The 22,044-nt window shown below is 70.8% G+C and carries 22 protein-coding genes, 1 pseudogene and 1 riboswitch; of the genes and pseudogenes, 8 read left to right on the top strand and 15 right to left on the bottom strand.

Annotated features, from left to right (window positions below):
- Positions 1-83 precede the first annotated feature (83 nt).
- The 3 genes from ACFXB5_RS06855 to ACFXB5_RS06845 all read right to left on the bottom strand — a co-directional run bounded on the left by ACFXB5_RS06855 (position 84) and on the right by ACFXB5_RS06845 (position 2,396).
- The gene (locus tag ACFXB5_RS06855) at positions 84-875 is read right to left on the bottom strand and encodes a heparin lyase I family protein (RefSeq protein ID WP_385203345.1); all 792 of its coding nucleotides are present in this window, start codon (positions 873-875) and stop codon (positions 84-86) included.
- A gap of 121 nt (positions 876-996) precedes the next feature.
- Positions 997-1,848, bottom strand: coding sequence for a PaaX family transcriptional regulator C-terminal domain-containing protein (locus ACFXB5_RS06850; RefSeq protein WP_385203342.1), 852 nt, complete (start codon positions 1,846-1,848; stop codon positions 997-999).
- A gap of 128 nt (positions 1,849-1,976) precedes the next feature.
- The gene (locus ACFXB5_RS06845; RefSeq protein ID WP_385203339.1) at positions 1,977-2,396 is read right to left on the bottom strand and encodes a RidA family protein; all 420 of its coding nucleotides are present in this window, start codon (positions 2,394-2,396) and stop codon (positions 1,977-1,979) included.
- A 124-nt stretch (positions 2,397-2,520) separates the two neighbouring features.
- On the opposite strand from ACFXB5_RS06845, the gene ACFXB5_RS06840 reads away from it, so the two are divergent.
- Genes ACFXB5_RS06840 through ACFXB5_RS06825 form a run of 4 tightly spaced genes read left to right on the top strand, consistent with a single transcriptional unit; the run spans position 2,521 to position 8,012 of the window.
- Entirely contained in the window at positions 2,521-3,006 is a 486-nt protein-coding gene (locus ACFXB5_RS06840) for a cupin domain-containing protein (protein WP_385203336.1), read from the top strand.
- Entirely contained in the window at positions 3,003-3,905 is a 903-nt protein-coding gene (locus ACFXB5_RS06835; RefSeq protein ID WP_385203333.1) for an acyl-CoA thioesterase, read from the top strand. Before ACFXB5_RS06840 ends, ACFXB5_RS06835 begins: the two co-directional genes overlap by 4 nt.
- A 40-nt stretch (positions 3,906-3,945) precedes the next feature.
- Positions 3,946-5,619 (top strand): AMP-binding protein, encoded by a 1,674-nt coding sequence (locus ACFXB5_RS06830; RefSeq protein WP_385203330.1) that lies wholly within the window; start codon positions 3,946-3,948, stop codon positions 5,617-5,619.
- An 11-nt stretch (positions 5,620-5,630) separates the two neighbouring features.
- Positions 5,631-8,012 (top strand): bifunctional salicylyl-CoA 5-hydroxylase/oxidoreductase, encoded by a 2,382-nt coding sequence (locus ACFXB5_RS06825; protein WP_385203328.1) that lies wholly within the window; start codon positions 5,631-5,633, stop codon positions 8,010-8,012.
- A gap of 29 nt (positions 8,013-8,041) precedes the next feature.
- On the opposite strand, the gene ACFXB5_RS06820 is transcribed toward ACFXB5_RS06825, so the two are convergent.
- Entirely contained in the window at positions 8,042-9,217 is a 1,176-nt protein-coding gene (locus ACFXB5_RS06820; RefSeq protein ID WP_385203325.1) for an epoxide hydrolase family protein, read from the bottom strand.
- A 10-nt stretch (positions 9,218-9,227) separates the two neighbouring features.
- Positions 9,228-9,638: a hypothetical protein gene (locus tag ACFXB5_RS06815; RefSeq protein ID WP_385203322.1), complete on the bottom strand. Its 411-nt coding sequence runs from the start codon at positions 9,636-9,638 to the stop codon at positions 9,228-9,230.
- A 19-nt stretch (positions 9,639-9,657) separates the two neighbouring features.
- Here ACFXB5_RS06815 and ACFXB5_RS06810 point away from each other — a divergent pair.
- Positions 9,658-9,927, top strand: a pseudogene (locus ACFXB5_RS06810) (TetR/AcrR family transcriptional regulator); the annotation flags it as partial.
- Between the two features lie 27 nt (positions 9,928-9,954).
- Here ACFXB5_RS06810 and ACFXB5_RS06805 read toward each other — a convergent pair.
- From ACFXB5_RS06805 to ACFXB5_RS06770, 8 genes are all read right to left on the bottom strand, one after another.
- Positions 9,955-10,539, bottom strand: a complete 585-nt coding sequence (locus tag ACFXB5_RS06805; RefSeq protein ID WP_385203321.1) for a CGNR zinc finger domain-containing protein — start codon at positions 10,537-10,539, stop codon at positions 9,955-9,957.
- On the bottom strand, positions 10,523-10,915 hold the full coding sequence (locus ACFXB5_RS06800) for a nuclear transport factor 2 family protein (RefSeq protein ID WP_385203318.1): 393 nt from the start codon (positions 10,913-10,915) through the stop codon (positions 10,523-10,525). Before ACFXB5_RS06800 ends, ACFXB5_RS06805 begins: the two co-directional genes overlap by 17 nt.
- A 2-nt stretch (positions 10,916-10,917) precedes the next feature.
- Positions 10,918-11,403, bottom strand: coding sequence for a hypothetical protein (locus tag ACFXB5_RS06795; protein WP_385203315.1), 486 nt, complete (start codon positions 11,401-11,403; stop codon positions 10,918-10,920).
- A 179-nt stretch (positions 11,404-11,582) separates the two neighbouring features.
- Entirely contained in the window at positions 11,583-12,413 is an 831-nt protein-coding gene (locus ACFXB5_RS06790) for an ABC transporter ATP-binding protein (protein WP_385203313.1), read from the bottom strand.
- Positions 12,410-13,423, bottom strand: coding sequence for a FecCD family ABC transporter permease (locus ACFXB5_RS06785; RefSeq protein ID WP_385203421.1), 1,014 nt, complete (start codon positions 13,421-13,423; stop codon positions 12,410-12,412). The genes ACFXB5_RS06790 and ACFXB5_RS06785 overlap by 4 nt, the downstream gene beginning before the upstream one ends.
- A gap of 71 nt (positions 13,424-13,494) precedes the next feature.
- Entirely contained in the window at positions 13,495-14,535 is a 1,041-nt protein-coding gene (locus ACFXB5_RS06780) for an ABC transporter substrate-binding protein (protein WP_385203310.1), read from the bottom strand.
- A 59-nt stretch (positions 14,536-14,594) separates the two neighbouring features.
- Positions 14,595-14,809: riboswitch (cobalamin riboswitch) on the bottom strand.
- A gap of 27 nt (positions 14,810-14,836) precedes the next feature.
- Positions 14,837-15,760, bottom strand: coding sequence for an RNA polymerase sigma-70 factor (locus ACFXB5_RS06775; protein ID WP_385203307.1), 924 nt, complete (start codon positions 15,758-15,760; stop codon positions 14,837-14,839).
- Positions 15,761-15,785: 25 nt separating this feature from the next.
- Complete coding sequence (locus ACFXB5_RS06770) at positions 15,786-16,259, bottom strand: carboxymuconolactone decarboxylase family protein (RefSeq protein ID WP_385203304.1); 474 nt, start codon at positions 16,257-16,259, stop codon at positions 15,786-15,788.
- Between the two features lie 173 nt (positions 16,260-16,432).
- Here ACFXB5_RS06770 and ACFXB5_RS06765 point away from each other — a divergent pair, with 173 nt between their 5' ends.
- The 3 genes from ACFXB5_RS06765 (at position 16,433) to ACFXB5_RS06755 (ending at position 18,840) form a co-directional block, all read left to right on the top strand.
- Entirely contained in the window at positions 16,433-16,972 is a 540-nt protein-coding gene (locus ACFXB5_RS06765; protein ID WP_385203302.1) for a DUF2165 domain-containing protein, read from the top strand.
- A 192-nt stretch (positions 16,973-17,164) separates the two neighbouring features.
- Positions 17,165-18,109, top strand: a complete 945-nt coding sequence (locus ACFXB5_RS06760) for a DUF1996 domain-containing protein (protein ID WP_385203299.1) — start codon at positions 17,165-17,167, stop codon at positions 18,107-18,109.
- A gap of 113 nt (positions 18,110-18,222) precedes the next feature.
- On the top strand, positions 18,223-18,840 hold the full coding sequence (locus ACFXB5_RS06755; protein ID WP_385203296.1) for a DUF305 domain-containing protein: 618 nt from the start codon (positions 18,223-18,225) through the stop codon (positions 18,838-18,840).
- Positions 18,841-18,897: 57 nt separating this feature from the next.
- Here ACFXB5_RS06755 and ACFXB5_RS06750 read toward each other — a convergent pair whose 3' ends face one another.
- On the bottom strand, positions 18,898-20,766 hold the full coding sequence (locus ACFXB5_RS06750) for a serine/threonine-protein kinase (protein WP_385203293.1): 1,869 nt from the start codon (positions 20,764-20,766) through the stop codon (positions 18,898-18,900).
- Positions 20,767-21,125: 359 nt separating this feature from the next.
- Positions 21,126-21,908, bottom strand: coding sequence for a polysaccharide lyase family 7 protein (locus ACFXB5_RS06745; RefSeq protein WP_385203289.1), 783 nt, complete (start codon positions 21,906-21,908; stop codon positions 21,126-21,128).
- Positions 21,909-22,044 lie beyond the last annotated feature (136 nt).

Raw genomic sequence — 22,044 nt, 5'->3', positions numbered from 1 at the left:
GCCGCGGTGGGTGGGTGGCGCGCCGTGTGCGGGGGGGGGGGGGGGGCCCCCCCCCCCCCCCGGCGACTCCGGCTCGGCCGTAGTCACCAGTTGGCGGGCTCGGCGAGGCTGTAGGAGTTGGCGATGCGCGCCTGGTCATGGAAGACGGAGAGCTCCGACGGGCCCGCGGGCGGGTTCTCGCGCCAGCCCGTGCAGTAGATCCCGGACGACCAGCGGACCGTGTTCGACGTCTTGGGCAGCACGGTGACGCCGGTCCTGCTGTACTTCTTCACCCCGTTGACCCAGATCTCGAAGGCGCCGTCGGTCGCGTGCAACTTCAGGCGTGTGACGATCCGGATCCATGTGCCGCGCAGATCGGTCACCTTGGCGACGTTCGCGCTGATGCCCCCGGACCCGCCGATGCGCAGCTCGTCGTTCTGGATGAACATCAGCTCCCAAGGGCCCTCGGGATCCTCGGGTGACCACTGCTGGAAGGTGACGTTCTGGTTGTGGAACTGCCAGTTGGGGGCGAGGTAGATGGCCTGGCCGTAGTAGCGGTCCTGGCCGACGGCCTGGGTGGAGGCCTGTATGGTCTCGGAGTGGTAGCCGCCGCCCTCGTTGATGTACGTCTGCTTGGCCTCGATGGCGTTGCCGCCCTTGTAGGCGGGGGTGGTGACATTGCGGATGACGCCTTGCTTCTGGGGCTTCTGCGGGTAGTTGGACCACCCCTGGACGGTGCCCTCGTTCTGGAAGTAGACCCCGGCGGGCAATGCCCGGACACCCGCGTCGCTCCGGGCTCCGGCCGTCGCGGTGCCACCGCTGAGGGCGAGGCCGCCGACCAGTGCGCCGGTGACGCAGAGCAGGTGGATCCGTTTGCAGACCCGTTTCACTAACATCCGATCAATCCTCTCGGAGAGCTTGGCTCAGGTCTGAACTTTTCGCAGAAGCTACCGCGTAGAGGATGACGCGTCCACATCAGGAAGAAGATAGGTCCGATGACAGTGCCAGTTTCGATGCCTAGCGCGCAGGGAAGACGCCCGCGGCGTGGGTCGCCGCGGGGGCACTCAGCAGGGTGTGGAGCCGGTCGAACAGTTCGCCCGCGGCCACGCCGTTCCACTCCGGCGGAAGCAGTTCCAGGGGGAGCCCCGGGTCGCGGTAGGGCATGCGCCGCCACTGGGTCAGCATCGGTACGTAGGTCCGGAACGCCTCCAGTGGCCGTGGCTCGCGGCGCGTCACCGCGTCCAGCACGGGGCCGTACCGGTGCCGGAAGTCCGCGTACATGGCGGTGAGTTCGTCCAGGTCCCACCAGGAGCGGACCTTCTGCCGCGGGTCCCCGAAGGCCACGTGGTCACCGGTGAAGATGTCGACGTACGCGGACAGCTCCCGGCGTTCCAGGGTTCGCCGCGCCTCGTCCGCCAGGTGTCCGGGGGCGATCCAGACGCCCGACGCGGCGGTGCCGAAGCCCAGTCGGGTCAGGGCCGTCCGCAGGGCGTGCCGCTTCTCGCGCTCGGACTCGGGCACGGAGAACACCACGAGGACCCAGCCGTCCTCGCGGGACGCCCTGGCCTGCCGGAAGATGCGTACGTCCCCCTCGGCGAGCGTCTGCAGGGTCGAGTCGGCGAGTGAGTACCCGGCGACGCCCTCGCGGCGCTCGCCGCGCAGCACCTCACGGCGTTTCATCCGGGAGACCGAGGACCGCACGGCCCGGCTCTCCACGCCGAGGTCCGCCATGAGGCCGATCAGCGAGGCGACCGAGAGCCAGTTGTGCTCGCCCCGGGCGTAGAGGCCGTAGAGCGTGAGGATGAGCGGGGCGTGGCGGGACTCCCGTTCGCCCGCCACGGTGGTGGCCGGTGTCGTCTGCGCGGTCATTCCCGGCACCCTAACGTCTGGCACGGCGATGGTGATCACCCGCTCTCGCCGGGGCGTTGCGGAGGGATGCGCGGATGGCGTCGGCCTCTCCTGTCGGCCTCGGCCTCTTCTGTGGACGCGGTCTCCCCCTACGCGCGCGGCGCCACGAGTCGTTCCTCCGGTATCACCGCCACACCCAGGATCTCGATCATGGCTTCGGGCTGCCACAGCGCCGTGCAGCCGATACCCGCCATGGCCGGGTAGACGGGCCCGGCGAGTTCGCGCCAGACCTTGCCGATCTCCTTGCCGTGCGCCTGGTAGTCGGGGATGTCGGTGAGGTAGATGGTCACGCTCACCAGGTCCTCGGGCCGCCCGCCGGCCTCGCGCAGCGTGGTGAGCAGATTGCCGAACGCCTGCCGGAACTGCTCGACGATGCCCCCCGGAACGATCTTCATGTCCGCGTCGAGGGCGGTCTGTCCTCCCAGGTGGAGGGTGTTTCCGGCGAGTGTTCCGTGTGAGTAGCCGCTGGGTGTCGGCAGGGTGCTCGGGTTCACGGGGACGGGGGTCATGGGGCCTCCGGCTCGGTTGTGTTCCGTCCTGTCCCACGGCCGGGCAGGTGTATTGACTTTAGTTGACGACCGTGAGAAACACGAGACATCGGATCCTGGTCCCCGACTGAACGGAGCCGACCCCATGGAGCCCGATCTGAGCAAGTACCGCCTCGAGGGCGACAATTCGATGTACCGGCTGCCCAGCGGCATCGTCGCCCCCGTGGTGACGCGCGGCGGCCTCGAGAACGCCGACACCGCCGACTCGGGCGGTGCCGTCCGCATCTCGGGCGTGAGCATCCAGCACACCCCGGCCACCCGTCTCTGGTTCGGCAAGGTCAGCAACGAGCCGGGCTATCGCTCGGTGACCCATCACCACGGCGAGGCCGAGACCGGCGGCTATGTCCTGTCCGGCCGGGCCCGCATCTACTTCGGCGAGGAGCTCCGGGACTACGTCGACATGGAGGAGGGCGACTGGGTGTTCGTGCCACCGTTTATGCCGCACGTGGAGTGCAACCTCTCCCGCACCAAGCCGCTGACCTGGATGACCACCCGGACACCGGAGAACATCGTGGTCAACCTGCCCGATATCGCCGACACCGAGCTGCGCGACTGGCTGGACCGCCGATGACCCCGCCGCCCCCCACCTCGGCCGTCTTCACCGCCGCCGTCACCCTCAAGCCCACCCAGCCCGAACACTTCGACCTCGCCTTCACCGCCACCACCCAGCCCTGCCCCTGGCCCAAGGCGTACGGCGGCGATCTGGTGGCCCAGGCCGCGGCGGCGGCCATGCGGTCGGTGACCGACGGCAAGTCGCCGCACTCGATGCACAGCTACTTTCTGCGCCCCGCCGACATCGGCGCCGAGGTGCGCTACGAGGTGGAGGTGGTGCGCGACGGCCGCGGCTACAGCACCCGGCAGGTGCGCGGCTACCAGAACGGCAAGCCGCTCTACGTCTGCCTGGCCGGATTCGCGGCGGGCGAGGCCGGTGCGGACTTCCACGCCGACTTCGGCGAGGACGTGCCCGCCCCGGAGGACCTGCCCAGTTCGGCGGAGTACCTCGCCGAGCGCGACGGCGGCTCCATGACCGAGGAGTCCAAGGCGTACTGGTCCGGCGGCCGCGGCTTCGACATGCGGCACGTCCCCGGCCCGGTCTATCTCACCGTCGAGGGAGAGCGCCTTCCGCACCAGGCGGTCTGGCTGAAGCCCTTCGACCCGCTGCGCCCGGTCGACGGGCTGACCGACGCCCAGCGGGACCTCGCCGCCCTGGCGTATGTGTGCGACTACACGATCCTCGAACCCGTGCTGCGGGTGCTCGACCTGCCCTGGGCCAGACCCGGACTGGTCACCGCGAGCCTCGACCACGCGATGTGGTTCCACCGCCCGGGGCCGGTGGACGGCTGGCTGCTCTACGTCCAGGAAGCCGTCGCCGCCGACGCGGGCCGGGGCCTGGGCACGGGGCGCTTCTACACGCGCGATCACCGCCACCTGGCCACCGTGGTCCAGGAGGGCCTGATCCGCCCCACCTGATCCGCCGCTCTCCCCGGCGGGCTCCCGGAAGGACTCTTCCGTGACTCTTCCGCACCCCCTCTCGCCCTCGGCGCACCTCGACACCTTCACCCGCGACCAGCTGCCCCCCGCACATCTGTGGCCGACCCTCGAGTTCACCACGCCGGAGCTGCGCTACCCGGACCGGCTCAACGCGGCCACCGAGCTCATCGACACCCCCACCGCGCTGTTCGGCCCCGACCGCCCCGCCCTGCGCACCCCGTCCGGTGAGGTGTGGACGTACGGCGAACTGCTGATCCGCGCCAATCAGGTGGCCCAGGTGCTCACCGAGGACCTGGGCCTGGTGCCGGGGCGGCGCGTCCTGCTGCGCTCGCCCAACAACCCCTGGACCGTCGCGGCCTGGCTCGGTGTCCTCAAGGCCGGTGGCGTGGTGGTGACCACGATGGCCGCCCTGCGCACCCGGGAGCTCGTCCCCGTGGCCGAGCGCACCCTGCCGTCGATCGCCCTGGTGGACCACCGGTTCGCCGATGACGTCCGCACGGTCCGGGACACCGCGCTGCCCGGACTGACAGTGGTGGAGTACGGCGGCAGCGGCCCGGACGATCTGGTGGCCAGGACCGCGGACAAGTCCGGTGAGTTCACCAACGTGGACACCGCCGCCGACGATGTGGCACTGCTCGGCCCCACCTCCGGATCCACCGGCGCGCCCAAGATCACCATGCATTTCCACCGGGACATCCTGTCCATCGACAACACCTTCGGCCGCCACACCCTGCGCCTGGTCCCGGACGACCTGGCGGCCTGCACCGCGCCCCTGGCCTTCACCTTCGGCCTCGGCATGCTGGTCGTCTTCCCGCTGCGGGCCGGAGCCTGCGCCCTGCTGACGGAGTCCGCCACTCCCCCGCACCTCGCGGAGCTGGTGGCGCGGCACGGCGTCACCGCCCTGGCCACCGCGCCCACCGCCTACCGGGCGATCCTGCGCGAGGGCGCCGAGCGGCGGCTGGCCGGGCTGCGCATCGGTGTGTCCGCGGGCGAGCACATACCCCGCGCCACCTGGCAGGAGCTGCACGAACACATAGGCCTGAGGATCATCGACGGCATCGGCGCCACCGAGCTGTTGCACATCTTCATCTCCGCGGCCGGAGACGACATCCGGCCCGGCGCCACGGGCAAGGCGGTCCCCGGCTATCGCGCCACCGTACTCGGCCCCGACGGCACGGAACTCGGCCCCGGGGAGCCGGGCAGACTCGGGGTCATCGGCCCGGTCGGCTGCCGCTATCTGAGCGGCGAGCGCCAGCGGGACTACGTCCTGGCGGGCTGGAACATCACCGGTGACATCTTCCACCGGGACGAGGACGGCTACTTCCACTACCACGCCCGCAGCGACAGCATGATCGTGTCCTCGGGGTACAACATCGGCGGCCCCGAGGTGGAGGCCGCCGTCGACACCCACCCGGACGTCGTGGAATCCGCCGTGGTGGCCCGCCCCGACGCCGAGCGCGGCTCGATCGTGTGCGCCTTCGTGGTGCTGCGGGACGGTGTGCCCGCCGACGCCGCCAAGGCGAAGGAGATCCAGGACCATGTCAAGCAGGTCCTGGCGCCCTACAAGTACCCGCGCGAGGTGCGGTTCCAGAACGCCCTGCCGCGCAACACCAGCGGCAAACTGCAGCGCTTCAAGCTGCTGCGCGCGGTCACCGAGGACGAGCCGGCCGCCGAGGCCGTCGCCGAGAGTTGAGAGGAACCCCCTTGAAGATCGCGATCATCGGCGGCGGTCCCGGCGGGCTGTACTTCGCGGCCCTGATGAAACAGCTCGAGCCCGCCCACGACATCACCGTCTGGGAGCGCAACGCCCCCGACGACACGTTCGGCTTCGGCGTCGTCTTCTCCGACGAGACGCTCGGCGGCATCGAGAACGCCGACACCACCATCGCCCAGGACATGGCCCGGCGCTTCGCCCGCTGGACCGACATCGATATCCACTACCGGGGCGAGAGCCACACCGTCGGCGGCCAGGGCTTCGCCGCCATGAGCCGCAAGGAACTGCTCCGCCTGCTCCAGGAGCGCTGCCGCGACCTCGGCGTCACCCTGCGCTTCTCCACCCTCGCCCCGGACACCGGGCGGCTGCGCGCCTCGTACGACCTGGTGGTGGGGGCCGATGGCGTCAACTCCCCCGTACGGGCCGCCCACGCGGAGGTCTTCCGCCCCTCCCTGGACCGTCGGCACAGCAAGTACATGTGGCTCGGCACGGACCGGGTCTTCGAGGCGTTCCAGTTCTTCGTCAAGCAGACGGAATGGGGCGTCGTGCAGGTGCACGGCTACCCCTACTCCGCCACCGGCTCCACCTTCATCGTCGAGATGCACGAGGACGTCTGGCGGCGGGCGGGCTTCGACGCCACCGAAGGAGCCGACTTCGCACCGGGTGCCTCCGACGAGCACGCCGTGGCGCGCGTCCGGGAGCTCTTCGCCGACGAACTCGACGGCCACCAGGTGTTCGCCAACAACTCCAAGTGGCTGAACTTCACGACCGTACGCAACGAGCGCTGGCACCACGGCAACCTCGTGCTCATCGGGGACGCCGCCCACACCGCGCACTTCTCCATCGGCTCGGGCACCAAGCTGGCGATGGAGGACGCGCTCGCCCTCGCCGCCTGTCTGCACGAACACCCCGACGCCGAGGGCGCGTTGACCGCCTACGAGACCGAGCGGCGCCCGGTCGTGGAGTCCACCCAGCGGGCGGCGCAGGGCTCGCTGGAGTGGTTCGAGAACATCGGGATGTACGTCCACCAGGAGCCGACCCAGTTCTGTTTCAATCTGCTGACCCGCTCCCGCCGCATCACCTATGACAACCTGCGCACCCGGGACCCGGAGTTCGCCGACCGGGTCGATGTGGCCTTCGCCGCCGCGCAGGGCCTCGACGGCGTGGCACCGGCGATGTTCCAGCCGTACCGGCTGGGCGCGTTGGAGCTGAAGAACCGGGTGATCGTGTCGCCGATGGACATGTACTCCGCCGTGGACGGCGTGCCCGGCGACTTCCACCTCGTCCACCTCGGCTCCAAGGCCATGGGCGGCGCCGGACTGGTGATGACGGAGATGGTGTGTGTCTCGCCCGAGGGCCGCATCACCCCCGGCTGCACCGGCCTGTGGAACGGCGAGCAGGGCGATTCCTGGCGGCGGATCGTCTCCTTCGTTCATGAGCGGAGCACCGCCCGTATCGGCCTCCAGCTCGGCCACTCGGGCCGCAAGGGCTCTACCCGGCTGATGTGGGAGGGCATGGACGACCCGCTGCCGCAGGACAACTGGGAGGTGGTCGGACCCTCCCCGCTGCCGTACGGCCCCGGCTCGGCCGTGCCGCGCGAGCTCACCCGCGCCGATATGGACCGGATCGCCGAGGACTTCGTGGCCGCCGCCCGCCGGGGTGCCGACGCCGGGTTCGATCTGCTCGAACTGCACTGTGCGCACGGCTACTTGCTGTCCTCCTTCCTCTCCCCGATCGCCAACCACCGCACCGACGCGTACGGCGGTCCGCTGGAGAACCGGCTGCGTTTCCCACTGGAGGTGTTCGACGCCGTGCGGGAGGTCTGGCCCGCGGAGCGGCCCATGATCGTGCGCATCTCCGCCACCGACTGGGTGCCGGACGGCAACACCGAGTATGACGCCGTGGAGATCGCCCGCGCGTTCATCGCCCACGGCGCGGACGCCATCGACGTCTCCTCCGGCCAGGTCACCAAGGACGAGCGCCCGGCCTTCGGCCGCTCCTACCAGACCCCGTTCGCCGACCGCATCCGCCACGAGGTGGCCGCCGCCACCGGGGCCGCGGTCATCGCGGTGGGCGCGATCGCCTCGTACGACGACGTCAACTCGCTGCTGCTGGCGGGCCGCGCCGATCTGTGCGCCGTGGGCCGCACCCATCTGTACGACCCGCACTGGACCCTGCACGCGGCGGCCGAGCAGGAGTACCGGGGCCCGGGCGCCGCATGGCCGGTGCAGTTCGGCGCGGGCGGCCGCAAGCCCCCGGCCACGCGCACCGACGCCGTACGGCCCCGGCTGTCACTGCTCCGGCCCGACCCCGCCGACCAGGCCGTTCATCTGCGCTGGACCCCGACGCGCGCTCCGGCCCCCGTGTCCTGAGGGCGTGGCAGCGGTGCCGGAACCGGGTGTCAGCCCGTCGCCGCCGCCCGGTAGGGACGGAAGAAGGCCCGCAACTCCTCGGCGTAGAGCTCGGGCTCCTCGAACGGCGCGAAGTGTCCGCCGCGCGCGAGCTCGGTCACCCGCACGAGGTTCGTCGTGCGCTCCAGCCACGCCCGCGGCGGGCGGACGATGTCGCCGCGGAAGAGCGAGAAGCCGGACGGCACCTCGACCCGGCGGGCGTGCTGCGCGGGCGGGATGGCGGCGTTGGCGTGGTACATGCGCATCGCGGAGCCGATCGTGCCCGTCAGCCAGTAGAGCGTGACGTTGGTGAGGATCTCGTCCTTGGTGAAGCTCCGCTCGATATCGCCGTCGCAGTCGCTCCACGCCCGGAGCTTCTCCACGATCCACGCGGCCAGCCCGGCCGGTGAGTCGGTGAGCCCGAAGGCGGCGGTCTGCGGTTTGGTGCGGTGCATGGCGGCGTACGCGCCCTCGGCCGCGCCCCAGCCCGTAACGGTCTCGAACCAGGCGCGCTCCTCGGGCGTGAGGTCCGCCGGGTCGCCGGTGAAGACGGGCAGGCCGCCGTCCATGCGGTGCACGGCCACCACCCGGTCGGGGTGGTCGAGCCCGAGGTAGCGGCTCACATGGCTGCCGACGTCCCCGCCCGCCGCGCCGAACCGCTCATAGCCGAGCACGTCCATCAGCTCGGCCCACAGCCCGGCGACCGCGATGGAGTCGAGCGGCGGGCCGGTGGGCCGGTCGGAGTACCCGTAGCCCGGCATGTCGGGCACGACCACGTCGAACGCGTCGGCGGGGTCGGCGCCGTGCGCACCGGGGTCGGTGAGGTGCGGGATGACCTTCGTATAGCGCCAGAACGAGTCCGGCCAGCCGTGGCTGAGCACCAGTGGCAGGGCGGGCCCGGCCGGGGCGGTGGCCCGGACGTGGGCGAAGTGGATCCCCAGGCCGCCGAGCCGGACACGGAAGCGCGGCAGCCGGGCGAGCGCCGCCTCCTGCGCCGCCCAGTCGAACCCGTCCGCCCAGTAGGCGACGAGCTCGCGGAGGTAGTCGAGGTCGGTCCCGAGCGCCCACCCGGCGTCCTCGGGCGCGTCCGGCCAGCGCGTCGCGCGCAGCCGCGCGCGGAGGTCCTCGAGCGCGGCGGGGTCGGTCCGCGGGGTGAACGGCTGGGGTCGGGGCGGGGCATCCGGCATGCCACGCACCCTACAACCCGCCGGTGTCAGTCGTCGGGGATGCCGGGCCGCTGAGGGCGGGCACGGTGGTCTCGGGCCGGGCCAGCGAGCGGGCGCCGAGGCGGAACTGTTCGACCTGGTCGAGGATGGTCCGGCCGACCGGGAGATGTCCCCAGTCGCTGATGCCCTGATACGTGGTGGGCTCCCAGGACGTCTCGTCGATGACGATGGGGTTCCAGCCGACCTCCCACTCGAAGCCCGAGGGGGTGCGGGCGTAGTAGGAGAGCTCCTTGTCGTTGGTGTGCTGCCCGATGGAGAGGGCCATGTCGAAGCCGAGTTCATGGACGCGCTGGTAGCTCCGGGCCACGTCGTCGAGCGTGGCCGCCTGGATGTTGAGGTGCTGGACACGGGTGCGGATCGGGTCGAGCGGCAGTCCACGCACCGCGGCGACGGCGACGGGGCGCCCCACCGAACCGCGCGGCCGGACGGTGTTCCTCCAGGTCCGCGAGACCACACGCGAGAAGATCGCCGAGACGGTCGGGACACTCTTCCCCGAACTGGACCAGGACGCCGTCCACGCCCTGACCACCTACGCCGTGGCGGGCGCCGACGGGCTGTTCGTACAGCGGGAGATCAACGGCGATGCCATCGACCTGGTGGCCATGTTCGAACTGCACGCACAGCTGCCGCACGAGGCGGCGACCCGCATGGCGGCGAGGAGCGAGCGCTGAAAGACACGCGTGCCGCCTGCTCGCGATTCAGGTCGATTGGCGGCGGCGATACGCCTGCGTCTTCGCGCGGTTGCCGCACAGCTGGGGTGAGCACCATTTGGCCCGGCCCGGGCGGGAGTTGTCGTAGAAGACCCACTGGCAGTCGGGGGCCGGACACACCCTGAGCCGATGCCAGGTCCCATTCACCGTGGCGGTCAGCGCGGACATGACGATATGTGCGAGGGCGGTGTCCACGGGGTCGGCGGCGATGGTCAGGTGGGCGCCGTGGCCGGCGGTCAGTGTGACGTGGAAGGAGTAGCCGACCGCGGCCTCGCCACCCTCGCCGTCACCCTCCGCGTCCTGGCGCAGCGCGGCCCGCAGCGCCGTGCGCAGCGCGCGGGCTCTGGTCAGGTGGCCCTGATGGGCCTTGGTGTCGGGTGCGTCACCTACGAAGAGGTCATGTTCCCGCAGCCAGCGTTCCAGATCGACGGGCGTGGCGAGCGCGTCGTGTCCCGTAAGGCGCCGCCCGTGTGCGACGAATCCCCGGCGATCCTCGGTGTTGGCGAAGTGATGGAGCAGGGCGATGCCCACCGGAAGGCCCTCGACCTCCTCGGCCCTAGTCGGTGGCAGCATGACCGATGTCCCCGTGAACGCGCCGGTAGGCATCCTTCACCCGGATCCGATCGCCGTCGAACTCGAACATGTCGCAGCCGTGCACCTCGTGGACCTGGCCATCGGTGTCGGTACCGGTGTAGGACCACTGGGAAGCGCCCCGGTTCCCGGCGATGAAGGCCACCCCGCCGGGCCGCGATTCGAGCCCCGCGTCGTAGGCGAGCATCAGCTCGAACCCCTTGCGCACTTCGGCCCGTCCGCGGAAGGTCATGCCCGGCTCCGGGCCGACGGACGCGCGGAACACACAGTCGTCCGTCATGAACTCCATCAGCAGGTCGAGATCCTTCCGCCGCCATGCCTCGCCGAAGCCTGCCAGCCGTTCCGGTGTCATCCCCATGACTAAACCCTTCCCGCGAAGCGTGCGGTGAGATAGGCATCCGTGTTCGGGCCGTCGGGGTTGGCGAGCACATGGCGCAGCCATGCCCGGCGTTCGAAGTCGGTGACGGCCAGCTCCCAGACGCAGCCGATGGCCTCACCGGGGTGCGGCGACAGCGCGTCCGGCTGCTCCAGGGGCGCCGAGAACAGTCGCTGATGGATCTCGTTCTCCCCGTGCCACCAGTCCACCAGCGCGAAACAGCGGTCGGCCGCGTCATGCGCGATGGCGAACCCGATGCCATGGCGGCTGTCCGTCCGAGCGGGGCTGGGCAGCACCGAGGCCGCGGTCTCCACGGTCGCGGCCACCAGCGCGGGACGCGGCACATCGGTCCACGCGCTGATGCCGTACACCTTCACGGCCCATCCACCGACCGTCTCCAGGCCCAGGAAGCCAATGGCCCGAGGACGATGCGGCCGCCGGAGCACGACCGATCCCCGTTGCGCGCTCATGGCCCGCCCTCCTCCACGACGACACGTGTTAAATGATTAGCAGGTGTCGACACTCTCGCGCAACACATGGCTCCGCTCCGGTGTCCCAGGCCCAGGCCGCGATCTCGACGCGGTTGCGGACGGTCAGCTTGGCCTGGATGTTCTCCGGTGACCGGGTGTCACGGCTCGGGGTCCGGGTCTTACGGCTTCGCCGTCCCGCGCAGGAAGCGGATGACCGGGTGGCCCGGATCGTGGGTGACATCGGCCTGGACGTCGTAGACCCGCTTGATCAAGGACGGGGTCAGCACATCGCCGGGACTGCCCTCGGCCACGACGCGTCCCTCGCGGAGGACGAGCAGGCGGTCGCAGTACATCGCGGCGAGGTTGAGGTCGTGGAGGGCGATCACGGCGGCGATCGGCAGGCTGACGACGAGGTCGAGCAGATCGAGCTGGTGCTGGATGTCGAGGTGGTTGGTCGGCTCGTCGAGCAGGAGCTCGCGCGGTTCCTGGGCGAGGGCCCGGGCGATCTGGGTGCGCTGGCGTTCGCCACCGGAGAGGGTGTGCCACGACTGACCGGCCCGGTCGGTCAGTCCGCTGCGCTCCAGGGCCGCGTCGACGGCCCGGGTGTCCACGGCGGAGGCCGACGCCCAGGCGCGCCGGTGCGGGATACGGCCGAGGGCCACCACCTCGCGGACGGTCAGCTCGGTCTGGGTGTGGGCATGCTGTTCGACGGTGGCGATACGGCGCGCCGTGGCGCGGCGGCCGACCTGTGGCAGGGCGCGGCCGTCCAGGGTGACCACTCCGGCGGAGGGGGCGAGGGTCCCGGCGAGCAGCCGCAACAGGGTTGATTTCCCTGAGCCGTTGGGACCGAGCAGGGCAACCGTCTCGCCGGGGCGCAGGGTGAGGGTGATGCCGTCGACGATCAGCCGGCCGTCGGTGCGGCGGCTGACGCGGTCGGCGCGGAGCCCGGAGGCCGCTTCCGGGGTGGCGGCGGGCTCCGAGTCGGGGGTTTCCGCGGTGGCGTCGGTCATGGCTTCCTCCGGCCGCGGTAGAGCACGGCGACGAAGGCCGGTACGCCGATGAGGGACGTCACCACGCCCACCGGGACCTCCTGGGGGTCGATGACGGTGCGGGCGGCGGTGTCCACCCACACCAGGAAGATGGCCCCGGCCAGTGCGGTGACCGGCAGCAGACGGGCGTGGCCGGGGCCGGTGAGGGCGCGGGTGGCATGCGGGAGGACCAGGCCGACGAAGCCGATGGCCCCGGCGGAGCTGACCAGGGTCGCGGTGAGCAGCGCGGTCGCGCACAGCAGGACGAGACGGGTACGGGCCACCCGGACGCCGAGCGCCGCGGCGGCCTCCTCCCCGAAGGCGAACGCGTCCAGGGTGCGGGCGTAGCCGAGACAGACCGCGAGGACGGCGGCCAGGACGGCGGTACACAGCAGCACATCGCCCCACCCGGCGCCGGTGAGCGAGCCGAGGAGCCAGAACAGCACGGCCCGGGTGGTGTCGGCGTCCGCGGAGGTGAGGACGATGAACGAGGTCAGCGCGGAGAACAGCTGCATGGCGGCCACTCCGGACAGCACCACGCGGTCGGTGCTGCCACCGAGAGTGTGGCTGAGCACCAGCACCAGGCCGAAGGACAGCAGCGCACCGGTGAACGCGCCCGCCGACAGGGACACGGCCCCGCCGCCCACGCCGAGCACGACCACGGTGACGGCGCCGGTGGAGGCACCCGAGGACACCCCGAGGACGAAGGGATCGGCCAGTGGATTGCGCAGCAGGGACTGCATCACGGCCCCGCAGAGGGCGAGGCCCGCCCCGCACACGGCGGCGAGCAGTGTGCGCGGCATGCGCAGGTTCCACACGATGCCGTCCCGAAGTGGCGGCAAGGTGCTCTCCCCCAGGCCGAGATGGGCGGTGACCGCCGCCCATACGTCGGCCGTGGAGATGTCCGCCGGGCCGATGGTCACGGCGAAGGCGACCGACGCGAGCAGCGCGGCCAGCCCTCCCACGACCAGCGGCAGGAGGCGGGTGCTCATACGGCGGATGCCCAGGTTGCGGTTGCTCACGCGGCGGGTGCTCACATGGCGCGTATTCACTTGGCGCGCACTCACTTGGCGAGCCCGAAGTCGCGCAGCCCGGCGGCGACCTGTTCCACCCCTTCGACCGTACGGATGGACGGGTTCATGGCCTGCCCGCTCAGCAGGATGTACCGCTTCTTCCTCACCGCGGTGAGATTGCGGGTGGCGGCGTTGGTCTCGAGGAAACGCACCTTCGCCTGGGCGGTCTCCGCGGTCTGCTGCTCGCGCGTGAGATCGCCGAGGACGATGACGTCCGGGTCGCGGTCGGCCACGGTCTCCCAGTTGATCTGCGGCCACTCGTCGTGGGTGTCGGAGAAGGCGTTCTCCGCCCCGACGGCCCGGGTGATGGCGCCCGGCGCGCCACAGCAGCCGGCGAGGTAGGGCGACTGGGAGTTGGCGAACCAGTACATGAGGGAGACACCGGAGGCGTCCAGTCCCTCCGTGGCCTTGCGAACGCGCTCCTTCAGCCGCGCGACGAGCCTCTCGCCGCGCTCGTCGACACCGAACGCGTGGGCCAGATCGCGTATCTCGCCGTACACCACATCAAGGGTGAGGGGCTTGCCGCGGGAGCCGTCGCCACCGCTGTCGGTGTCCCTGCCCGCCGCGCAGTCGGACGGCGAGACATACGTGGGCACGCCCAGCTTCTCGAACTGCTCGCGGGTGGCCACGCCGCCCTTGCCGAGGGTGGAGACGAACGAGGCGGTGACGAAGTCGGGTTCGGCGTCCAGGGACTTCTCGAAGGACGGCGCGTTGTCGGCCAGACGCTCCACCGTGGCGTTGGCCTTCTCCAGGCCCTTCATCACCGGGTCGGTCCAGGTGGCGGTGGCCACCATGCGGTCGGCGAGGCCGAGCGAGAGCAGGATCTCCGTGGTGCCCTGGTTGAGCGAGAGGGCCCGTTTCGGGGCGGACTTCAAGGTGGTCTTGTGGCCGCAGTTGTCGATCGTGCGCGGATAGCCCGAACCGGCGGGCTTTCCGGCGGCCGCGTCGTCATGGCCGGAGCCACCGCACGCGGTGAGCAGAAGGGCGGGGGCGAGCAGGAACGCCGCGGTACGGCGGGCGGAGCGGAGCACGGGCAGCCTCGGTGGTCGGGGCTCGTACGCGGAGCCTGGCCTACGGACGTCCCCCGCGCACCGGGCGCGGAGGTGCCAGCAGGTCTTCGGACTCGGGCTCGTCCGGACGGGGCTCCTTCCCGGTGCTCGTTCGCGACGGCCCCACGGCCGTCACGGACTCCTCCCAGTGGTGTCACATGCCCCGCCCGTCCCCCTCACCGCTGCGCGTCAGTTCCGGATTCGCACCGGATTCCCTGGCCTCGGATGTGGCACGACTGGCTCCCCGAGACTACCAAGAGCGTCGAACGCTCGCGTCCCACGGTCAGTTCGGCCGCCGACGGGCCCGCTTCACCTCGCGGTCCACGGCCCAGGCGTCGCCGACCGGCCCGAGGTGGCCCAGCTTGTCGGGGTTGACCACCGTGCGAATGGTCTGGATCTGCCCGTCGAGCACATCGAGGACCAGGGTGTGGAGCACCTTGCCGTCCCGGTCCCGGAGGATCGCACCGGGCTGGCCGTTGACCTCACGCGGCTCCAACGACGCATCGATCCGCAGCAGCCAGGGGAAGACATTGCCCAGCAGCCGCGCCACGTTCTCCGCGCCCATGACGGCCCTGGCCAGCTGCGGGGCCTTGCCGCCACCGTCCCCGACCAGCCGCACATCGGCGGCCAGCAGCTTCCGCAGCCCGCCCACATCGCCGTCCTTCAGCGCGTCGAAGAACCGCGTGGCCAGCTCCTGCCGCTCCTGCCGGTCCGCCGCGAACCGCGGCCGTCCGGCCCGCATATGGCGCCGCGCCCGCACCAGCAGCTGCCGGCATGCCGCCTCCGACCGCCCCACCGCCGTGGCGATCTCGTCGAATCCGAAGGCGAACACCTCCCGCAGCACGAACACCGCCCGCTCCAGCGGGCTGAGCCGCTCCAGGAGCAGCAGCGCCGCCATCGACACCGAGTCGGCCAGCTCCACCGCGCGGGCCGGATCCTGATACGGATCGCTGAGCAGCGGCTCGGGAAACCACGGGCCCACATACTCCTCCCGTCGCACCCGCGCGGAGCGCAGCACATCGATCGAGATGCGGGTCACCGTGGCCGACAGATACGCCTTGGTGGACGTGGGCCGGGTGGCCGAGCCGTCGAAGCGCAGCCATGTTTCCTGCACCGCGTCCTCGGCCTCGCTCACACTGCCCAGGATCCGGTAGGCGATCGAGAACAGCAGCGGCCGCAGCTCCTCGAACTCCTCGACCTCACTCACGCGGATTCCCCTCCCCCGATGCCGGTCAGTGGAACTGCCCGACCTGGTAGTCGCCCGCCGGCTGCCGGGTGATGACGTTCAGCCGGTTCACCATGTTCATGAACGAGACCAGGATCACCAGGGCGGTGAGCTGCTCCTCGTCGTAGTGCTTGGCGGCGTTCGCCCACACCTCGTCGCCGACGCCACCGGCCGCGTCCGCCACCCGGGTCCCCTCTTCCGCCAGCTCCAGCGCGGCACGCTCGGCGTCGGTGAAGACCGTGGCCTCCCGCCATGCCGCCACCAGGTTCAGCCGCACGGCGGTCTCACCGGCCGCGGCGGCCTCCTTGGTGTGCATGTCGAGGCAGCCGGCGCAGCCGTTGATCTGGCTCACGCGCAGCGCCACCAGCTCCTGCGTGGCGGGCGGCAGCGGCGATCCCTTGACCGCCTTGCCCACCGCCATGACGGGCTTGAGGACCTTGCCCGCGGTCGGACCGGCGAAGTAGTTCAGTCGCGCGTCCATGGTGTGCTCCTCGGTGGTTGTCAGTGGCTACACCCCTGAGACGAGGTGGCCCGACCTCCTGTGACATGGACGCATGTGACCTGCGTCTCCCCGCCAACGGGCCCACCGGGCCAAACAGTTGTACGCTACGGCTCGGTCCGATCAACGGAATACAACGGGGAGACAGAGTCATCGTGAGCGAGCCAGCCGGCAGAATACGTTCCCTTCGTGCCTACTCCGCCGTCTCGGCGGTGCTCACCGGGACGATCGCCCTGTACATCGCGCTTGTCGCCTTCGGCAACATCACCGACTTCGACACCAATCAGCAATTCGTCCGCCATGTCCTGGCGATGGACACCACGTTCAAGGACGACGACCTGATGTGGCGGGCCATCAAGTCCACCGCTCTCCAGGACACCGCCTACGTCGCCATCATCGTCTGGGAGAGCATCGCCGCCCTCGTCCTCATCGCCGCGACGGCCATGTGGGGGTCGGGACTGCGCGGGGGCAGCGTCCGCCGCGCCCGTCAGGCCAGCACCGTGGGGCTGTTGATGCTGATGCTGCTGTTCGGCGCCGGGTTCATCGCCATCGGTGGCGAGTGGTTCGCCATGTGGCAGTCCAAGACGTGGAACGGGCTGGAGGCCGCCACCCGCGTCTTCCTGATCTCCGGGATCGTGCTGCTGCTCATCCACCTGCTCGCGGCCGGGCGGACCGAGCCCGACGCCACGGACTGACCGGCACTCCACCGACTCGAAAGCGGCAGCGGACCCATCGTTGCCGCGGACTCTTGACAGTGACCTGAGTCACCTTTAACGTCCGCGGCAACGCTCTGTGAGAGCGCTCTCTCGACGGCCCCGCGTGACCACACCGCTGGGCTGCCTCTCCCGCTCTTCCGCTCTTCCCGTGTGCGCACGGAAAGGAGAGTCATGTCGCCTACACCCCCGCGCTTCCCGCCGTTACGGCGCGTCCTCGGCCGCTGGCGAGGTCCGGGTGTCGTCCTCGCCGCCGTCGGCCTCATCCTGTCCATGCTGTCCACCGGCTCGGCCAGTGCGCGGGCCGATCTCCGCGCCACCGACAAGGTCGCGTCGAGCCCGCGGAGCGCCAAAGCGCCGGTGCGCGTCGCGGAGTTCGTCGCCGAGTGCCCGTTCACCCATCGGCTGCCGGACGACCCGATCGTGTTCCCGGGGCTCCCCGGCGCGTCCCATATGCACAGCTTCTTCGGCAACGACTCGACCAACGCGCACACCGATCTGGCCGCCCTGAAGCGGGGCCGGACCAGTTGCGGCCCGACCACCGACCTGTCGTCGTACTGGACCCCCACCCTCTACGCCAACGGCAAGGAGATCGAGCCCACCGGCACCACCTTCTACTACCTCGGTGAAGGCGTGCGCGACGATGTGATCGCGACCATCAAGCCGCTCCCCCAGGGACTGCGGATCGTGGCGGGCAACGCCAAGGCCACCGGGGTAGGCGACCCCACGTCCATCGCACGCTGGTCGTGCCTGCACCACGGAGAGGTCAACCCCTCCAAGGACTTCGTGAACTGCCCGTCCGACTCGATGCTGGAGTCCTACCTCGACTTCCCCCAGTGCTGGAACGGGAAGGACCTCGACTCCCCCGACCACAAGAGCCACATGGCGTACCCGGTCGGTGACCAGTGCCCGGCGACCCACCCGGTGGCCGTGCCGAAGCTGCGCCAGGTACTCCGCTACCCGGTCAACGGCGACCCCGCGCGGCTCAAGCTGGCGTCGGGCGCCGGATACACCATGCACGGTGACTTCTTCAACGCCTGGCCCGAGGACGAGATGGCCCGGCGGGTGCGTGACTGCATCAATGTGATCGTCAAGTGCGGTGCCGACGGCCGTCCCTGACCGAGGAGGAGAACGCACAGCCCGGCAGGGCGGCCCCGTCCCGCCGGTGGGCGGAGCCCCGTGACGGGGGGCTCCGCCCGCACCCACGCCCGCGAGTGACGAGGGGAGTCGACATGACAGCGGCCACGGCCGCGCGGCGCGCGGCGTCCGTAGCGGTGCTGGTGGTGCTGCTCGCCGCGGGATGCGGCGAGGGCAGCGGAAAGCCGTCGGGCGAGGCCCGGTCGCCATCGGCGGCGCGGCACCCCGCCACGCGGGCGCCGAGCGGGCAAGCGACGTCGGGGACGTTCAACTCCAGCGACATCGGCTGGATCCAGCTGGTGATCGCGATGGACGACCAGGCGGTCCCCCTGCTGGACCAGGTCCCGGGCCACTCCTCCGACGCGGGGGTGGAGAAGTGGGCGAAACCGGTGGCCACCGCCTGTCGCGGCGAACTCGTGCGGCTGCGGAAGCTGCTCGTCCGGGCGGGCGTACCCGACACCAATCCCCACGAGGGGCACGACATGCCCGGCATGGTGACGGAGGACGAACTGCGCACCATCGAGCGAGCGCAGGGCGCCGTCTTCGACGCTCTCCTCCTCGCGGCGATGCGCGAGCATCTCGACCAGGCGGCGAAGATCGCCCACTCGGAGCGCTCGGCGGGCGCCGACCCGGCCACCAGGAAACTGGCCGCGAGCGTGGAGCGGACATCGCACACCTGGCGCGCCCGCCTCCCCGGGGCGGCGTCCACCTGATGCCAGGGGCGGCACCACGGCGGGGGTTCACCCGTGCGGCGGTGCCGTGGTGACGGTTCAGGCAGGTGGCAACGCCGCGGCGGCCGAACCGGCGAGGTCGGTGGCCAGTTCGCAGGGCTGTCCCTTGCGGCCCGCCCCCTTGAGGACGAGGGCCACCCGCTCGGTGCCCTCCACCCGGTCCAGGCCGGTGTAGTCACGGTGGACCACCTCGACGCGGCAGCTCCCCGGGCCCTCGTCCTCCGGCAGCACGATGGCCTGGTGATCGCTGAGCTTGGTGGACCGGGCACCCTTGTCGCGCGGCAGATCGCCCTGGTCGAAGCGCAAGTCCACCTCGAACGCGCGGGTGGTGGACTTCCACTGGCACTCCCAGCGGCCGAATCCGACGTCCGGGTCCCGGGCGTCGATCCCCGGCACCTTCTCCAGCGCCTTGACGTCGAGCAACGTACACGCGTCCAGGTGCGCCAGCGAATTGGACGGAAAGCCCGGGGAACGCCGAGGGATCTCACCGCGGTTGAGCACCTTGACCGCGACTCCCGCGGCGCGATCGGCGGTGTCGCACAGCGGCTCCTTGACCTCGTTGGGCTGTCGCGCCGCCGCGGTGACCCGGAGGCTGTTGTCGCGGGCGCCGGTCACCGCCACGGCCCGCTCGCACTCGTCGTCCTCGGCGGCGCGCTCCACGACGGTGACCCTGCCCTCGGTCTTCCTCGCCACGCCCTCCGGCAGCGAATCGGCGTCGAGCTCCACCCTGATGTCCACGACCTCCTCGCTGCGCTCCTTCAGAACGATGTCGCACCGGTTGAAGTTGCCGTAGTCACGGTCGAGTTTGGCCTCGTCGTACCGGTGGAACACGGTGGCGTTCAGCAGGGCGCAGGGGTCGGCCGTACGGGGGTCGCCGATGAAGCCCGCGGCGGCCGTTTTGTCCGGTGCCGGGGTGGCCCTGTCCCCGTCTTCGCCCCCCAGGCTCATCACGATGAACGGAACGGCGATGGCCAGTGCCGTGACGGCGGCGGCGCCGGCCATGAGCAAGGGACGCCTTTGGACCAGCGTCGCCGTGCGGCGCGGCGGCCCTGCCGCCGTGACCTCGCCGAGCGTCAGGACGTCCGTGTAGGGCGTGGTCGACGGGGCCATCGGGAGAGTCGGGAACTGGTCCGGGGGTCCCGCGATGTCCGCGAGGGCGGTGAGCGCCTCGGCCGCGGTGGGCCGGGCCCCGGGGTCGCGCTGGAGCATCGCGGTGAGGATGGATCCGAGCGGCCCGACCTGCGGGCTGATGGCCTCCATCCGGACCGCCCGCCCGGCGCCGCGCATCGGCGGAGTCCCGGTCACCAGCCAGTACATCGTGGCACCGAGCGAGAACACATCGGACGCACGCTCGGGCGCGCCCCGGAACGCCTCGGGGGCGGCGAAGAAGGGGGTGAGGCTGACCGGCCCGTTGGGTGTGATCGTCTCACTGCCGTCCACCCGGTACGCGGCGCCGAAGTCGGTCAGCTTGGCGACCCTGTCGGGGGTGATCACGATATTGCCGGGCTTGACGTCGCAGTGCACGATGCCCTTGTCGTGCAGGGCCGCCAGCGCGGCCGCGATCTGTGCGCCGATGTGTGCCGCGAGCTCGGGGGCCATCTTCACCGGGACATCCAGGCTGCCGCCGGTCACATGCTCCATCACCAGCCAGAACGTGGCGTTCCTGCCCTTGCCCGCGCGGACGGCGTCATAGAGGGTGACCACGTTCGGGTGGCTGAACTTCGCCAGAGCGCGGGCTTCGGCCAGCAACTCGTCGAAATCGGCCTGACCGTTGCCCTCGAGCAAGGTCCGCTTGAGGACGACGGACCGGCCCAGCTCCGTGTCGACGGCGAACCAGACCGCGCCTCTCCCTCCCTCGACGGGCCCCTTGGTGAGCCGGTACTTGCCGACCTTCTCCCCCCGCCGCACGACGACACTCCCCTCCTGCGAGACCAGAACCGCTGCTGTCTGCCGTTAGCGCACGCGGATCGAACTTACTGCGTACGCGGAAAGACACGTACCGATTGCGGCGTTCGTGAGGGCGGTGCGGGGCTCGGTGTGCGCCGGAGACGCGTGGGACCTGGCCGGTTGAGAAGGGAATTCACCCACCACTCCAGAAATCTTCACCTTTGTGGAGGTTGCGGTGTTACGGAAGCACATGCGACAGGGGCAGGCGCCACGGTCACATGCCATCGGTGCGCGTTGCGCCGGTGCGCCGCGCCGATGCGTCGGTGCGCCGGTGCCGGGCCTCCCCGTGGCGGATGAGACCCGGCACCGCATCCCCCTGGTCAGGAGTGGGTGACCTTGAGGCCGGATATGTGGACCTCACCGTAGTTGTCGTCCTCGCAGGGGTCCGAGTTGTCGCAGTTGGCCTGCGTGTACGCCCCCGCCTTGAAGTAGTTGGTGTCCCCGTCGGAGGAGATCGTGGTCTCACGCTCCCCGTTGTAATAGGCGGTGATCTTCCCGTTCCGCGCCACGAACTTGGCCTCGAACTCGGTGCCCAGCTCATAGTCGTCGGTGACGAGGTGGTGGTGGGCGTCGTCGCCGTCGGTGATGTAGAGCTTGCTGCCTTCGAGGCGGAAGACCGTGACATCGTCGTCCCCGCCGTGGATCTGGGCGCCGACGAGGTGCGGCTTCTCCTTGGGGAGCGCGGTGAACGCCTCCTTGACCACGAGGGTGTGGGTGCCCTCGGTGGTCGACCAGGCGGCCTCCTCCTCCCCGTCATCGGTCATCTCCCGCAGCTCGGCGCGCGGGTAGTTGGAGCCGCCCGTCGTCACGCCGTTGACGGCGGACCGGAACCGGACCGCGTCGCATTTCCCGGTGACCTGGAACCAGGGCTTGGCCGAGAAGGTGGCGAGATCGGGCTGTGTGATGTCGGTCGGGTCCTCGTCCTCGCCGGTGGGCAGGGTCAGCTTCCAGTTGGTCAGATCGAGGACGTCGGCGGGGTACTCGCACTGGGCGGCCGGGGTGTGGTGACGGGCGGGGATGTCGGCCTGCGCCGGGAGCGCGAGGGCGGCCGTCGTGGCGGCCACGGTGCTGCCCGCGAGGACGACGATGCGCATGTACCTCATGAGGGTGCTCCTTCCTGTTCGTTCGGCGACAGGCATGATTCGCCGCGGGGGGGGGGGGGGGGGGGCGCGCGCGCGGCGCGGGCGCGGCGCGGGGGCGGCGGGCGCGGCGGGGAGCGCGGGCGGGGCGGCGCGCGGG

The sequence above is a fragment of the Streptomyces sp. NPDC059455 genome (assembly GCF_042750115.1).
Taxonomy (GTDB): Bacteria; Actinomycetota; Actinomycetes; order Streptomycetales; family Streptomycetaceae; genus Streptomyces; species Streptomyces endocoffeicus.
The sequence above is the reverse complement of the archived record's forward strand: the minus strand, read 5'-3'. Positions and strand labels throughout refer to the sequence as shown.